The organism is Mycolicibacter senuensis, from assembly GCF_002101885.1.
GTDB classification, from domain to species: domain Bacteria; phylum Actinomycetota; class Actinomycetes; order Mycobacteriales; family Mycobacteriaceae; genus Mycobacterium; species Mycobacterium senuense.
The window spans coordinates 639,715-654,391 of record NZ_LQPS01000043.1; the positions used below are offsets into that span (position 1 = coordinate 639,715).

13 protein-coding genes are annotated in these 14,677 nt (G+C 69.3%); 10 read left to right on the forward strand and 3 right to left on the reverse strand.

Going from position 1 to position 14,677, the window contains the following annotated elements; translation table 11 throughout:
• Positions 1–10 precede the first annotated feature (10 nt).
• Genes AWC24_RS17460 through AWC24_RS17470 form a run of 3 tightly spaced genes read left to right on the forward strand, consistent with a single transcriptional unit; the run spans position 11 to position 1,989 of the window.
• Positions 11–445: an NfeD family protein gene (locus tag AWC24_RS17460; protein ID WP_085087025.1), complete on the forward strand. Its 435-nt coding sequence runs from the start codon at positions 11–13 to the stop codon at positions 443–445.
• A gap of 15 nt (positions 446–460) precedes the next feature.
• Positions 461–1,609, forward strand: a complete 1,149-nt coding sequence (locus AWC24_RS17465; RefSeq protein WP_085087027.1) for an SPFH domain-containing protein — start codon at positions 461–463, stop codon at positions 1,607–1,609.
• Positions 1,606–1,989: a DoxX family protein gene (locus tag AWC24_RS17470; protein ID WP_085087029.1), complete on the forward strand. Its 384-nt coding sequence runs from the start codon at positions 1,606–1,608 to the stop codon at positions 1,987–1,989. Before AWC24_RS17465 ends, AWC24_RS17470 begins: the two co-directional genes overlap by 4 nt.
• A gap of 7 nt (positions 1,990–1,996) precedes the next feature.
• Here the strand turns inward: AWC24_RS17470 and AWC24_RS17475 are convergent, their stop codons facing one another.
• The 3 genes from AWC24_RS17475 to AWC24_RS17485 all read right to left on the reverse strand — a co-directional run bounded on the left by AWC24_RS17475 (position 1,997) and on the right by AWC24_RS17485 (position 4,112).
• Positions 1,997–2,698, reverse strand: coding sequence for an aquaporin (locus AWC24_RS17475; RefSeq protein WP_085087031.1), 702 nt, complete (start codon positions 2,696–2,698; stop codon positions 1,997–1,999).
• Positions 2,699–2,871: 173 nt separating this feature from the next.
• On the reverse strand, positions 2,872–3,348 hold the full coding sequence (locus AWC24_RS17480; protein WP_085087033.1) for a nitroreductase family deazaflavin-dependent oxidoreductase: 477 nt from the start codon (positions 3,346–3,348) through the stop codon (positions 2,872–2,874).
• A gap of 2 nt (positions 3,349–3,350) precedes the next feature.
• Positions 3,351–4,112, reverse strand: a complete 762-nt coding sequence (locus AWC24_RS17485) for a TVP38/TMEM64 family protein (RefSeq protein ID WP_109560540.1) — start codon at positions 4,110–4,112, stop codon at positions 3,351–3,353.
• Positions 4,113–4,276: 164 nt separating this feature from the next.
• Between AWC24_RS17485 and mutA the strand changes: the two genes are divergently transcribed.
• From mutA to AWC24_RS17520, 7 genes are all read left to right on the forward strand, one after another.
• Positions 4,277–6,187, forward strand: coding sequence for a methylmalonyl-CoA mutase small subunit (mutA, locus tag AWC24_RS17490; RefSeq protein WP_085087037.1), 1,911 nt, complete (start codon positions 4,277–4,279; stop codon positions 6,185–6,187).
• A 5-nt stretch (positions 6,188–6,192) separates the two neighbouring features.
• Positions 6,193–8,490, forward strand: coding sequence for a methylmalonyl-CoA mutase (gene scpA / locus AWC24_RS17495; protein WP_085087039.1), 2,298 nt, complete (start codon positions 6,193–6,195; stop codon positions 8,488–8,490).
• Positions 8,491–9,495 carry a methylmalonyl Co-A mutase-associated GTPase MeaB gene (meaB, locus tag AWC24_RS17500; protein ID WP_085087041.1) on the forward strand — a complete coding sequence of 335 codons (1,005 nt, stop codon included), beginning with the start codon at positions 8,491–8,493 and terminating at the stop codon, positions 9,493–9,495.
• Between the two features lie 68 nt (positions 9,496–9,563).
• Positions 9,564–10,829, forward strand: a complete 1,266-nt coding sequence (lipL, locus tag AWC24_RS17505) for an esterase/beta-lactamase LipL (protein WP_085087043.1) — start codon at positions 9,564–9,566, stop codon at positions 10,827–10,829.
• 50 nt (positions 10,830–10,879) lie between these two features.
• Positions 10,880–11,590, forward strand: coding sequence for a thioesterase II family protein (locus tag AWC24_RS17510; protein WP_085087045.1), 711 nt, complete (start codon positions 10,880–10,882; stop codon positions 11,588–11,590).
• A gap of 573 nt (positions 11,591–12,163) precedes the next feature.
• Positions 12,164–13,921, forward strand: a complete 1,758-nt coding sequence (locus tag AWC24_RS17515) for an AMP-binding protein (RefSeq protein ID WP_085087046.1) — start codon at positions 12,164–12,166, stop codon at positions 13,919–13,921.
• 49 nt (positions 13,922–13,970) lie between these two features.
• Positions 13,971–14,677, forward strand: a 707-nt coding sequence (locus AWC24_RS17520; RefSeq protein WP_133055733.1) for a beta-ketoacyl [acyl carrier protein] synthase domain-containing protein, incomplete at its 3' end; no start/stop codon positions are given.

Below are 14,677 nucleotides of genomic sequence, written 5' to 3' on the forward strand. Positions count from 1 at the left end.
TCCTGGCGGCATGTCGACTGCCCTGATCTGGTTGGTCTTCGCTCTCGGGCTCGCCGGCGCCGAGGCGCTCACGGGCGACATGTTCCTGTTGATGTTGTCCGGCGGTGCGCTGTCGGCGGCGGGGGCGAGTTGGCTGACCGGCTGGCCGCTGTGGTCGGACGGCGCGGTTTTCCTGGTGGTGTCGGTGCTGCTGCTGATCCTGGTGCGGCCGGCACTGCGGCGGCGGCTGTGGTCGGGGGCCGGCGCTGAGACCGGTGTGGTGGCCCTGCAGGGCAAGACCGCGCTGGTGCTCGACCGGGTCGAGCAGCATGGCGGCCGGGTGAAACTCGGCGGCGAGGTGTGGACGGCGCGCCCACTGGCCGACGACGACGTCTTCGAGCCGGGAGAGCAGGTCACCGTGATGCACATCGACGGGGCCACCGCGGTGGTCAGCAAGGTCTTGTAGAGAAAGGGAGTGCTCATGGAAGGCGCTACGACCGGCCTGGTGTTGCTGGCTGTCCTGGTGGTGTTCGCGGCGATCGTGGTCGCCAAATCGGTGGCACTGATCCCGCAGGCGGAGGCGGCGGTGATCGAACGGCTGGGTCGCTACAGCCGCACGGTCAGCGGCCAGTTGACCCTGCTGGTGCCGTTCATCGACCGGGTGCGCGCGCGCATCGACCTGCGCGAACGGGTGGTGTCGTTCCCCCCGCAGCCGGTGATCACCGAGGACAACCTGACGCTGAACATCGACACCGTGGTCTACTTCCAGGTCACCAATCCCAAGGCCGCGGTGTACGAGATCAGCAACTACATCGTCGGTGTGGAGCAGCTGACCACCACCACGCTGCGCAACGTGGTCGGCGGGATGACGCTGGAACAGACGCTGACCTCGCGTGAGGTGATCAACAGCCAGCTGCGCGGTGTCCTCGACGAGGCGACCGGCCGCTGGGGGCTGCGGGTGGCCCGGGTGGAGCTGCGCAGCATCGACCCGCCGCCGTCGATCCAGGCGTCGATGGAGAAGCAGATGAAGGCCGACCGCGAGAAGCGGGCGATGATCCTCACCGCCGAGGGCCAGCGCGAGGCCGCGATCAAGCAGGCCGAGGGGGAGAAGCAGGCCGAGATCCTCACCGCCGAGGGCGCCAAACAGGCCTCGATCCTGGCTGCCGAGGGTGAGCGTCAGTCCCGGATGCTGCGGGCCCAGGGCGAGCGGGCTGCGGCCTACCTGCAGGCGCAGGGCCAGGCCAAGGCCATCGAGAAGACGTTCGCGGCGATCAAGGCCGGCCGGCCCACCCCCGAGCTGCTGGCCTACCAGTATCTGCAGGTACTGCCGGAGATGGCGCGCGGCGAGGCCAACAAGGTGTGGGTGGTGCCCAGCGACTTCGGCAGCGCGCTGCAGGGCTTCACCAAGCTGCTGGGAGCACCGGGCGAGGACGGCGTCTTCCGTTACCAGCCGTCGCCGGTCGACGACACCCCGACCCGGCCGGAGGACGACAGCGACGAGGTCGCCGACTGGTTCACCACCCAGACCGACCCGGCGATCGCACAGGCGGTCGCCAAGGCCGAGGCCGATGCGCGCAAGCCGGTCGAGGGAGCGATCCTGCCGCCGCAGCTCGACACCGGCATGGCGTGAGCGCGCTGACCCGGCGGCCGACCTACGCGGCGCTGGCGGCGTTTCTGGCCGCCGACGCGGTGGCGTCGGCGATTCCGGTGCCCTACGTGGCCAGGAACATGGACGCCATGCGGATCCCGCCCCGGGTCCGCTGGGCGGTCCCGGTGGCCAAGGCCGCCGCCGCGCTGGGCCTGGGGTCGGTATTCCGCTTCCCGGGTGTCGCCCGGGCGACCACCGCAATGCTGACCGCGTATTTCGCCGGGGCGCTCGGCATCCAGCTGCGGGTCCGCAACCGCGCGGCCAACATCGTGCCGGCGGTGCTGCTGCTGGCCGTGTTCGCCGTCATGACGGGGCAGGGCCCGCATACCGCGGGAAGCGGCGTACGGGCCCTGGAGCCGTGACGAGCCGTCAACCCCGGCGGCCGCCGCTGTGTTCGTGGCGGGTGGCGGTGTGTTCGTCGAGGCTGGTGGCCTTGTAGGCGTAGGCGGCCACGACCGCGCCGAGCACCTGGGCCAGCAGGTAGACCCAGAGGAACTTCCAGGCGAAGACGCCCGACAGCATCAGCCCGAAGGTGATGGCCGGGTTGAACGCGGCACCGGAGATGGCGCCGACCGCCACCACACCGACGGTGACGATGAACCCGATCGCCAGACCGTAGAAGCTGTTGCCGGCACTGTCTTTGCTGGTTGCCGTGTGCAACACTACGTAGCAGAGCGCGAATGTGAATACCAATTCGGCCAGGAATGCCGGCCAGACGGCACCGCTCAGATCCAGGGTGCCGGTGGAGTATTTGTCGTGCCACAGTCCGAAACCCACTCCGAATGCGGCGAGCGCGCCGACCAACTGGGCGACGATGTAGGGCCCGAGATCGCCCAAGGGCAGTGCCCCCCGCAAATAGGCGGCGATCGACACCGCCGGGTTCAGGTGGCCTCCCGAAATATGCCCGCTGGCGTACACCATCACCATCAGCACAGCGCCGATGCCCAGCGCGGTGGCGGCGACGACGCATTCGGATCCGCCCAACACGATGCCGATCACCGCGAACATGAAAACAAACGTGCCGATCATTTCGGTCAAATATTTGCGCACCGCGGCGTTCTGATCAGGCATTGATCCGGTCCCTTCGATCCGTCGAGCACCGCTCGAATTCGTGCCGTGCCGGCACTGACATCAACGTTAACGGGGCTTTACGCATTTTCTCGATCTGCGCAGGCTGTTTTACACCGAATTGTTGCCGGATTGGGGAGGCCTTCGTGTCGTTTGCCAGGGCATCGTGCGCCGGGTCATCGGTCCAGCCGCAGTTCGACGATCGGCAGCGCGGTGTCGGTCGCGGTGACCGGCGTGCCCAACGTCCGTTCGAGCACCGCGCTGAACCGCTCCCAGGTGCGCGGGTGGCGCCGGATGTAGTCACCCAGCACCCGGTCCGCCTCGCCCTGATCCAGTACCCGCGCGGTGGCCGCAGCGGGCGGCCGGCTGCCGGCGTAGACCCGGACCCGCGGGTCGGCGGTGATGTTGCGGAACCACTGGGCCCGATCCCCGAAACCGGAGGCAACGACGTAGCTGTCGGCAGGGTGGCCCCGGACTTCGAGAACCTCCAGCACGACGTGGCGCCGGGCACCGGTGTTGCGTCCGAGGTGCTCGAGCATCAGCAGGCGCCCTCCCAGCAGGCCGCCGAGTCGTGCCCGGTACAGCCAGATCGGAGCCCGCGTCAGCCGCCTCGACCGCAGCAGTCGACTGGCGGCTTCGGCGAGGACGGACATGCTCAGCAGGTCACCGCCGGCTCGGCGGCCCCGGCGGCGGCGCTGGTATCCCCGGTACCCGGGTGGCGGCGGTGGCTGCGCACCTCGTAGACCAGCAGTGCCACCCCGACCGCGGCGGTGCATGCCGACACCGCGAACAGCTGTGGGCTCACATCGCCGGTGAGCGCGTCACCCAGCACCACCACCGCGGCGGTGCCCGGCAGTAGCCCGACCAGGGTGGCCACCGTATAAGGCAGCAACCGCACCGCCGACGCGCCGGCGGCATAGTTGATCACCGAGAACGGGATCGCCGGAATCAACCGCAGCGACACCACCGCCGGCCAGCCGCGCTCACGCAGCCGGGCGTCCAGCGAGTGCATCCGCGGATGACGCACCACCCGGCTCAGCTGCCAACCGAACACCCGCATCAGGACCAGCACCGTTACGGCGCTCAGCGCGCTGGCCGACACCGCCAGGACAATGCCCAGCCAGGGCCCGAACAGCAGGCCGGCGGCGAGGGTGAACGCGGTACGGGGGAACGGAAGCACCGTGACCACGGTGTGTGCGGCCAGAAACGCCAGTGGAAACCACGGGCCGAGCGTCTGCGCCCAGTCCCGCAACTGCACCGCGGTCGGCACCGGGACCAGCAGTGCCACCGCGACCAGGGTCACGATCACCGCCGTGGTCAACGCCAATCGCCACACGGCCACCTGACGGGCGATGGCCACCGCCGCCGGCCATGCGTTGCGCAGCGCCTGCGGGATTCCGGTCGCAGCGGTCTTCACGGCCATCAGGGTACGGGCCGATGGTTAACGAATTGCGGCGCACCAAGGCGGTTTTGGCGTCCGGCGCACCTCCGCCGCGCCCGCCGAGCGCGATCATTTAGCCTGGTGAACACGTGTCGAGTAGCGATCCATCAGTTACTCACGAGTAATAACAGGAGTCGCCGGTGTCAATCGACGTGTCCGCAGAACCCGCCGGCATGGAGCAGGCCCGGGACCGCTGGCGTGCCGCGGTGGCCGCGGTGCTGGCCAAGAGCTCGCGCCGCGAACCGGCCGATATCGACTCCGAGACCGGCGGCGAGCCCGAGCGGCTGTTGGACACCCCCGTCGACGGGCCGGGCGGCTTCGCGATCCGGGCGCTCTACACCGCCTTCGATGCGCTGCCCGAGCAGCCGCTGCCTGGCCAATGGCCCTACGTGCGGGGTGCTGACGCACTGCGCGACGTCAACAGCGGCTGGAAGGTCGTCGAGTACTTCCCCGGCAACGGGCCGGCGTCGGGGGCCGACGTCAACGGCGTGGTGCTGGGCGCCCTGACCGAGGGCGTCAGCGCCCTGGCGGTGCGGGTCGGCGAGAACGGCGTGCCCGCCGATGAACTGCGGCAGGTCTTCGCCGACGTCTACCTGGAACTGGTCCCGGTGCTCCTGGACGGAGCCGGAGCCGGCGACTACACCGGCGCAGCGGACGCGATGCTTGCGCTGGTCGACGGTCTCGACCCGGATAACCGTGCCAACCTGTCGCTGGATCTGGGCGCCGACCCGCTGATCGCCGCTCTGACCGGGGTGCCGGCCCCGACGATCGACGAGGTGGTCGCCGTGGCGGCGCGCACCGCCGCCCACCGCGGGGTCCGCGCGATCGACGTCAACGGTCCGGCACTGCACAACCTGGGCGCCAGTGCGGCCGGCGAATTGGCCGCCGGCCTGGCGGCCGCCGTCGCCTATCTGCGGGCGCTCACCGACGCCGGACTGCCGATCGCCGACGCCGCCGGGCAGATCGGTTTCCGGCTCGCCGCCGACGACGACCAGTTCATGACGATCGCCAAGGTCCGGGCGGCGCGCCGGCTGTGGGCGCGGGTGGCCGAAGTGGCCGGGGCGCCGGAGTCGGGCGCCGCCGTCGTTCACGCCGAGACGTCGTTGGCGATGATGACCCAACGCGACCCGTGGGTGAACATGCTGCGCACCACGCTGGCCGCATTCGGGGCGGGCGTGGGCGGGGCGGACACCGTCCTGGTGTGGCCGTTCGACAGCGCCATCAACGGCGGCCAGCCCGGTGCCTCGGCCAGCTTCTCCCGGCGCATCGCACGCAACACCCAGTTGCTGCTGCTCGAGGAGTCGCACCTGGGCCAGGTGCTCGACCCGGCCGGCGGCTCGTGGTTCGTCGAGGATCTCACCGAGCAGTTGGCGCAACAGGCGTGGCGGCAGTTCCAGGAGATCGAAGCACTCGGGGGTTTCGACGCCGCCCGGGAGCACATCGCCGAGCGGATCGCCGAGGCCGCAGCGGCCCGGGCCGAGGACATCGCGCACCGGCGCAGCGCGATCACCGGGGTCAACGAGTATCCCAACCTGGCTGAACCGGCGTTGCCGCCGACCGCGACCGGGGCCACCCCGACCGGATTGCGCCGCTACGCCGCGCCGTTCGAGGCGCTGCGCGACCGCTCCGATGCCCACCTGGCCCGCACCGGAGCCCGGCCGCAGGTGCTGCTGTTGCCGCTGGGCCCGATGGCCGAGCACAACGTCCGGACGACGTTTGCCGCCAACCTGCTGGCCTCCGGAGGTATCGAGGTGGTCAATCCCGGCACGGTGGACCCCGACGGGGTGGCACCCGCCGTGGAGCGCGCGGGCTTGCCGGCCGGGTCGCCGCCCGTGGCGGTGGTGTGCGGCAGCGACACCCGGTACGGCACCGAAGCCGCCGGGGTCATCGCAGCGGCCCGCAGCGCGGGGATCGACCGGGTCTACCTGGCAGGACCGGCGAAGGCACTGGCGGCCAACGCGGAGACCGACCCGAAGCCGGATGACTACCTGACCATGAAAATCGATGCGGTGCAGGCGTTGTCGGACCTGCTTACCCGATTGGGGGCTTGAGAGCCATGACCGCCAGCACCTCACACAGCACTCTCGGCAGCTTCGCCGACATCGCGCTGCACGGGGATCAGGACAGCACACCGGTGGCTGAAGTCTCTGCGGACGCGGTGGCCGAGCACGTCGCGGCCGCCGCTGCCGCGCACGGTTACACCCCCGAGCAGCTGGAGTGGCACACCCCGGAAGGCATCGCGGTCAAGCCGGTCTACACCGCCGCCGACCGGGCCGCCGCGCTCGCCGACGGCTACCCGCTGGACAGCTTTCCCGGCGAAGCGCCGTATGTGCGCGGGCCCTACCCGACGATGTACGTCAACCAGCCGTGGACGATCCGCCAGTACGCCGGGTTCTCCACCGCTGCGGACTCCAACGCCTTCTACCGGCGCAATCTCGCGGCCGGGCAGAAGGGCCTGTCGGTCGCGTTCGACCTGGCCACCCACCGCGGCTACGACTCGGACCACCCCCGCGTGCAGGGCGACGTCGGGATGGCCGGTGTCGCAATCGATTCCATTCTCGACATGCGGCAACTGTTCGACGGGATCGACCTGAGCGCGGTCAGCGTGTCGATGACGATGAATGGTGCGGTGCTGCCGATCCTGGCGCTGTACGTGGTCGCCGCGGAGGAGCAGGGGGTGCCGCCGGAGAAGCTGGCCGGCACCATCCAGAACGACATCCTCAAAGAGTTCATGGTCCGCAACACCTACATCTACCCGCCGAAGCCGTCGATGCGGATCATCTCCGACATCTTCGCCTACACCAGCACCAAGATGCCCAAGTTCAACTCGATCTCGATCTCGGGTTACCACATCCAAGAGGCCGGTGCCACAGCGGATCTGGAGCTGGCCTACACACTGGCCGATGGCGTGGACTACATCAGGGCGGGCCTGGACGCCGGCTTGGACATCGACAAGTTCGCGCCCCGGCTGTCGTTCTTCTGGGGCATCGGGATGAACTTCTTCATGGAGGTCGCCAAGCTGCGCGCCGGCCGGCTGCTGTGGAGCGAGCTGGTCGCCCAGTTCAACCCTAAGAATCCGAAATCGCTGTCGCTGCGCACCCATTCGCAGACCTCGGGGTGGTCGCTGACCGCCCAGGACGTCTACAACAATGTCGCCCGCACCTGCATCGAGGCGATGGCCGCCACCCAGGGCCACACCCAGTCGCTGCACACCAATGCCCTCGACGAGGCGCTGGCCCTGCCCACCGACTTCTCCGCTCGCATCGCCCGCAACACCCAGTTGCTGCTGCAGCAGGAATCGGGCACCACCCGGCCGATCGACCCGTGGGGCGGCTCCTACTACGTGGAGTGGCTCACCCACCAGTTGGCGCAGCGGGCCCGCGCCCACATCGAGGAGGTGGCGGCGCACGGTGGCATGGCGCAGGCCATCAGCGACGGCATCCCGAAGCTGCGCATCGAGGAGGCCGCCGCCCGTACCCAGGCGCGCATCGACTCCGGGCGTCAGCCGCTGATCGGCGTCAACAAGTACCAGGTCACCGAGGACACCGAGATCGAGGTGCTCAAGGTCGAGAACAGCCGGGTGCGCGCCGAACAGCTGGCCAAACTGGAGCAGCTGCGCGCCGAGCGCGACGAAGCCGCCTGCCAGGCGGCGCTGGACGAGTTGACCCGAGCGGCCGGCGCGCACGGCGCGGCCGGGGCGGACGGGCTGGGCAACAACCTGCTGGCGCTGGCCATCGACGCCGCCCGGGCCAAGGCCACCCTCGGCGAGATCTCCGATGCGCTGGAGAAGGTTTACGGGCGCCATCAGGCCGAGATCCGTACCATCGCAGGCGTCTACCGTGACGAAGTCGGGAAAGGCAGCGATATCGCTAGCGCAACCGCCCTGGTGGAGAAGTTCGCCGAAGCCGACGGCCGTCGGCCCCGCATCCTGATCGCCAAGATGGGCCAAGACGGGCATGACCGGGGCCAGAAGGTGATCGCCACCGCGTTCGCCGACATCGGATTCGATGTCGACGTCGGCGCACTGTTCTCCACCCCCGATGAGGTGGCGCGGCAGGCCGCCGACAACGACGTGCACGTGGTCGGGGTGTCATCGCTGGCCGCCGGGCACCTGACGCTGGTGCCGGCGCTGCGCGACGCGCTGGCCGAGGCGGGTCGGCCGGACATCATGATCGTGGTGGGCGGGGTGATTCCGCCCGGCGACTTCGACGAGCTCTATGCCGCCGGGGCGACCGCGATCTTCCCGCCGGGTACGGTGATCGCCGACGCCGCCGCGGGCCTGTTGCAGACGCTCGCGTCGCAGCGTGGCTACCAGCTCGGCGAACCGGGCGGACCGGCCGCAGACCCGAACTAGATGGCTGACAACGTGGGTGACAGCGTCGCCGAACTGGCGGCGGCGGTGCGCGCCGGTGATCGCTCGGTGCTGCCCCGGGCCATCACGCTGGTCGAGTCCACCCGTGCCGATCACCGTGGGCAAGCCCAGGAATTGCTGCTGGCGCTGTCGCCCGGGCACCAGGCGGACGCCCGCTCGACGGCTCGGCGGGTAGGGATCACCGGTGTTCCCGGAGTGGGCAAGTCGACCACCATCGAGGCGCTCGGGATGCACCTCATCGAGCGCGGCATGCGGGTGGCGGTGCTGGCCGTCGACCCGTCGTCGACACGCACCGGCGGCTCCATCCTCGGTGACAAGACCCGGATGCAGCGGCTGGCGGCACATCCGGACGCCTACATCCGGCCGTCGCCGACGTCGGGGACCCTGGGTGGAGTCGCCAAGGCCACCCGCGAGACCGTGGTGCTGCTGGAGGCCGCCGGCTTCGACGTGATCCTGATCGAGACCGTCGGCGTCGGCCAGTCCGAGGTGACGGTGGCGGGCATGGTCGACACCTTCGTGTTCTTGACGCTGGCCCGCACCGGTGATCAGCTGCAGGGCATCAAAAAGGGCGTGCTGGAGCTGGCTGACCTGGTGGTGGTCAACAAGGCCGACGGCGAGCACCTCGCCGACGCGCGGCTGGCCGCCCGAGAGCTGTCGGCCGCGATCCGGCTCATCTACCCTCGTGAAACCCTCTGGCGTCCGCCGGTTCTGACGATGAGCGCCGTCGAGGGTAGCGGGCTGGCGGAATTCTGGGACACCATCGAGCGACACCGGCAGACGTTGATCGACGCCGGCGAGTTCGAGGCCCGGCGCCGCGCCCAGCAGGTGGACTGGACCCGGCAGCTGGTGGCCGACGCGGTGCTGGAACGAGCGCTGTCGGATCCGGCGGTGCGCGAGGTGCGCACCGAGGCCGAACGGCAGGTGCTCAGCGGCGATCTGACCCCCGCACTGGCGGCCCAGCGGATCATCGAGGCCATCTGGCATTAGCCGGCTCGGGCCCCGACTCGCGCGGTAACACCACTTATGCGCATCGATTGCGAGGTAGATTCCCAGCCATGACGCAGCATCCCCACGCTCGTCGCACGGCGCTTCCGGCGAACGTGCACGGCGCGGCCGACCCGAATTTCGCCTGTGCCGTACGGGCTTTCGCCGCGATGTTCCCCGGTCGCCGTTACGGCGGCGGCGCCCTGGCGGTGTACCTGGACGGCCGGCCCGTGGTGGACGTGTGGACCGGATGGTCGGACCGCGCGGGCCGGGTGCCGTGGTCGGCCGACACCGGCGCCATGGTCTTCTCGGCGACCAAGGGTGCGGCGTCGACGGTCATTCACCGGCTGGTCGATCGGGGCCTGATCGACTACGACGTGCCGGTCGCGCAGTACTGGCCGGAGTTCGGCGCCAACGGCAAGGCCGGGATCACCGTCCGGCAGCTGCTGGGCCATCGGGTCGGCCTGACCCATCTGCAGGGCGCCAGCAGGGCGGACATGCTCGACCACGTGACGATGGAAGCCCGGATGGCGGCCGCGGCGCCGGGGCGTGAGTTCGGGAAGCCCGCGTATCACGCGCTGACTTACGGCTGGCTGGTGTCCGGGCTGGCCCGGGCGGTCACCGGCACCGGTATGCGTGAGCTGTTCCGCACCGAGCTGGCCGCGCCGCTGAACACCGACGGGCTGCATCTGGGCCGGCCGCCGGCCGTCGACCCGACCGTCGCGGCGGAGATCATCATGCCGCAGCGCGGCCGGCGGAACCCGGTTGTCGACTTCGTGGCGCCCAAGGCTGCCGCCATCCTGCCGTACGGGGGATTCGGCGCGTTCTATTTCCCCGGGGTGATGGGCACCGTGCGCGGCGACGTCCCGTTCCTCGACACCGAGGCGGCGTCGCTCAACGGCGTGGCCACCGCTCGCGGATTGGCACGCCTCTACGGTGCGCTGGCCAACGGTGGGGAGATCGACGGGACCCGTTTCCTGTCGCGTCGGCTGGTGGACGGCCTGACCGGTCGGCGCATCATCGAACTGGACCGCACGGTCGGCGTTCCGCTGGCCTTCCACCTGGGCTATCACGCGATTCCGTTCGGCCAGGTGATGCCCGGCTTCGGCCATGTCGGGCTGGGCGGCTCGATGGGCTGGGCCGATCCGGCGACCGGGTTGGCGTTCGGGTTCGTGCACAACCGGCTGTTGACCCCGTTCGTGGCGCTGGACCATGCCGGCTTCGTCGGGGTGGCCGCGCTGATCCGCCGCGCCGTAGCGCGTGGCCGCGAGCGGGGGATCGATGCGGTCCCGCTGCTCGGGGCGCCGTTCGACGAGGCGGACGCCGCGATCGGATAGCCCTGCATCCGGATCCGCCGCGCCGAGTTGTGCCGGTTAGGGTGTCCCGGGTGACCGACGCTACCCCGAAGCTCTACATCTTCCCGCACGCCGGCGGATCGCCGCAGTACTACGTTCCTTTCTCCAAAGCGTTCACCACCGACGTCAAACGCATCGGGGTGCAGTACCCCGGCAAGGGCGGCAACCATGACCTCGGCGCCTTCACCAGCATCGAGGACCTCGCCGATCGCGTCTGCGAGAAGCTGGCCCCGCCGGCCGACGGGTGCGGCGCCTTCTTCGGTCACAGCATGGGTGCCCTGCTGGCCTTCGAGGTGGCCCGCCGATTCGAAGCGAACGGCAACACGATCGCGGCGTTGTTCGTCTCAGCGGCGGGCGCGCCGGGGCGGGCGGGCTACGACAACATCGGCGACTCCGATCGCGGCCTGCTCGAGGCGGTCAGCCAGATGACCGGGGTCAATCCGGAGTTCCTGGAGAACGAGGAGTTCGCCGCGAAGATCCTCCCGACGCTGCGCGGGTTGAAGGCGATCGCCAACTACGACTGCCCTCCGGAGGCCCGGGTGTCGTGCCCCATAGTCGCGTTCCACGGCGACGAAGACGACGTCGCGACCGCCGAGAAGGTGGCCCCGTGGGCCGAGCGCACCACCGCGGAGTTCAGTGCCCGGACGTTCACCGCGCCGGGTCACCACTTCTACCTCAACGACCACCTGCCGGAACTGGTCGGCGACATCGAGGCGAAGCTGGCGGCCTACTGCCGACGGTGACGGGCGGGGGCGTCCGCACCCCGGCTTGTCTGTGAGTTTGCTGTTGGTACCGGTGTGACCGCTGGTGCTGTTAGCGATTTCTGCGCTAACATGCCGGGTCTGCTTCGTTCGCGCTGTACGGGACCGATAAATTCCTTGTCAACAGTGCCTACGTGGTAGCCTCCGCGGGAGGGAAACGCCTGGGATGTCGGGGTCCAAGGAGTTTTTGCGTAGGTTCCAAGCATCCAGAAGGGGTACCCGTGTCGATGGTCGAACCACCCGTTCCGGCCGCATGGGCCGCGCGATCTCGGCGACCGGACGTACCCGCCCCCAGCTTCGACCGGCACGGCGAGCAACCGGCCCCAGGTGAGGCTGACGCGCTCAGCTGAGCGGGCCGGGCAGCGTTGCCCACCGGAGCCGATCCCCAGGGAAGCATCCCAAATGTCGCTAATCCAATTGCATACCTCCGCTGTGCAGGATCGCCGCGCAGCGAAACCGTCAGTTCGGACGCCACACGTGACGACTCTGGACGGGGCCGAACTACTGAGCAGGTGAGGTCCGCGGACCTGACAGCACAAGGAGAAAAGCATCGTTATGCCGGTTACTCAATCGCACATCCCGAGCCTGCTGGCCGACCGGGCCCGGGCGAAGCCGGATGCGCCCGCGTACACCTTCATCGACTTCGACGTCGACCCGGAGGGGTACCGCGAGACGGTGACCTGGTCGCAGCTGCGTGACCGGGCGCAGGTGGTGGCCGCGGAACTGGCGACCTGCGCTTCGCCGGGCGACCGGGTAGCGCTGTTGGCCCCGCAGAGCATGGAATACATCATCGGCTTCTACGGCGCGCTGGAGGCGGGGATGATCGCCGTGCCGCTACCGGTGCCGATGTTCGGCGCGCATGACGAGCGGGTTTCGGCCGCGCTGCGGGACTGCGCCCCGGCGGCGATCCTGACCACGTCGGCCGCGGTCGGCGACATCGCCAACTCGATCCGTGACCTGGGTGGAAAACCGCCGGTGGTGATCGAGGTCGACGCGCTGGACCTCGACTCCGAGCCGCCGGTGGCGCCCACCACCACCGCGCACACCAAGACCGCGTTCCTGCAGTACACCTCCGGCTCGACCCGGACACCCGCCGGCGTCATGGTCGGGCACCACAACGCCATCGAGAACATGCGGCAGATGATCGCCGACACCTTCGAGGACCGCGGCAAGGCGGTGCCGGCCGACACCACCCTGGTGGCATGGCTGCCCTTCTACCACGACCTGGGCCTGATGTGCGGCATCATCTTCCCGCTGGTCGGCGGCCACCAAGCGGTGATCTTCAGCCCGATGGCGTTCCTGGCCAAGCCGGCCCGCTGGATGCAGCTGGTGGCCAGCTACCCCAACGCCTACACCGGTGGACCCAACTTCGCCTACGAGTTGGCCGTCCGGCGTACCTCCGATGAGGACATGGCAGGCCTCGACCTGGGCCGCGTCCACACCTTCGCGTTCGGCGCCGAGCGGGTGCACGCGGCGACGCTGCGCCGGCTCGTCGACCGGTTCGCCAAGTTCAACCTCAACCCGGCGGCGCTGCGGCCCGGTTACGGGCTGGCCGAGGCCACCGTCTACCTGACCTCGAACACCCCGGGCAGCCCGCCGCCGACCCCGCGCTTCGACTACACCAAGCTGGCTGACGGCATCGCCGAGCTGAGCGGGCCCGAGGGCGGCGTGGAGCTGGTCAGCTGCGGTGTGCCGCGGGCCTGCACGGTTCGCATCGTGGATCCCGACACCCAGACCGAGAACCCGGAGGGCAAGGTCGGCGAGATCTGGGCGTACGGCCCCAACCTGGCGGCCGGCTACTGGCACAACCAGCAGGCGACCGAGGGCACCTTCGGCGGCAAACTGGTCGACCCGTCGCCCGGCACGCCGCAGGGTCCGTGGCTCAAGACCGGGGACCTCGGCGTCATCTCCAGCGGCGAGCTCTACATCGTCGGCCGGATCAAGGACCTGCTGATCGTCGACGGCAAGAACCACTACCCGGACGACATCGAGGCCACCGTGCAGGAGATCACCGGCGGACGCGTCGCGGCGGTGTCCATATCGAACAGTAGGTCGGAGCAGCTTGTTACGATCGCCGAGTTCAAGAACAAGGGGGGATCGGACGAGGAGGTCGCCGACAGGCTGAACGAGGTGAGGCGGAAGGTCGCGGCCGCGCTGTCGAAGGCGCACGGCTTGGCGATCGGCGATCTGGTTCTGGTTCCGCAGGGCGCCATCCCGATCACGACCAGCGGCAAGATCCGCCGCTCCAGCTGCGTGGAGATCTACCAGCGGGACGGATTCGACCGACTGGATACTTCCGCTCGGTCTGTGTGACAGATGACGAGCTGCTCGCGCGGCTTTCGGGGAGGTTGAGTTGAGCGAGATGAACGCTGCACCGGCTGGGGGGCCGGATCGCCGGGCGATTGTTGCCGAGGCGCTGCGCAAGATCGATGATCTGACGGCGCGGTTGGCGGTGGCCGAGGCCGGTGACACCGAGCCGATCGCGGTGGTCGGCATAGGTTGCCGGCTGCCCGGTGGGGTGGATGACCCCGCCGGTTATTGGCGGTTGTTGTGTGCCGAGGGTTCGGGAATTGTTCGGGTTCCGGCGGATCGCTGGGATGCCGATGCGTTTTATTCCTCGGATCATTCCGTGGCGGGGACGATTTGTTCTCGTGAGGGTGGGTTCTTGTCGTCGTGGCAGCCCGCTGAGTTCGATGCGGAGTTTTTCGGTATCTCGCCGCGTGAGGCCGATGCGATGGATCCTCAGCAGCGGTTGTTGATGGAGGTGGCCTGGGAGGCGTTGGAGCACGCCGGGATCACCAAAGAGGCGATCCGCGGCACCCAGACCGGGATTTTCGTCGGCATGACCACCAGCGACTACGCCCTCGACATGATCGGCAATATCCAGCCTGCCGAGATCGATCCCTACGTTCCCTTCGGCAATGCCGCCAATTTCGCGGCCGGCCGGTTGTCGTATTTCCTCGGTGTGCACGGTCCGGCCGTCATGTTGGATACCGCGTGTTCGTCGTCGTTGGTGACGATTCATCTGGCGTGTGCGAGTCTGCGGCGCCGCGAATCCGATGCGGCGCT

Coding starts and splice junctions, on each gene's coding strand:
- AWC24_RS17460 (WP_085087025.1), top strand. CDS start 11: ATGTCGACTGCCCTGATCTGGTTGGTCTTCGCTCTCGGGCTCGCCGGC.
- AWC24_RS17465 (WP_085087027.1), top strand. CDS start 461: ATGGAAGGCGCTACGACCGGCCTGGTGTTGCTGGCTGTCCTGGTGGTG.
- AWC24_RS17475 (WP_085087031.1), bottom strand. CDS start 2,698: ATGCCTGATCAGAACGCCGCGGTGCGCAAATATTTGACCGAAATGATC.
- AWC24_RS17480 (WP_085087033.1), bottom strand. CDS start 3,348: ATGTCCGTCCTCGCCGAAGCCGCCAGTCGACTGCTGCGGTCGAGGCGG.
- scpA (WP_085087039.1), top strand. CDS start 6,193: ATGACCGCCAGCACCTCACACAGCACTCTCGGCAGCTTCGCCGACATC.
- meaB (WP_085087041.1), top strand. CDS start 8,491: ATGGCTGACAACGTGGGTGACAGCGTCGCCGAACTGGCGGCGGCGGTG.
- lipL (WP_085087043.1), top strand. CDS start 9,564: ATGACGCAGCATCCCCACGCTCGTCGCACGGCGCTTCCGGCGAACGTG.
- AWC24_RS17515 (WP_085087046.1), top strand. CDS start 12,164: ATGCCGGTTACTCAATCGCACATCCCGAGCCTGCTGGCCGACCGGGCC.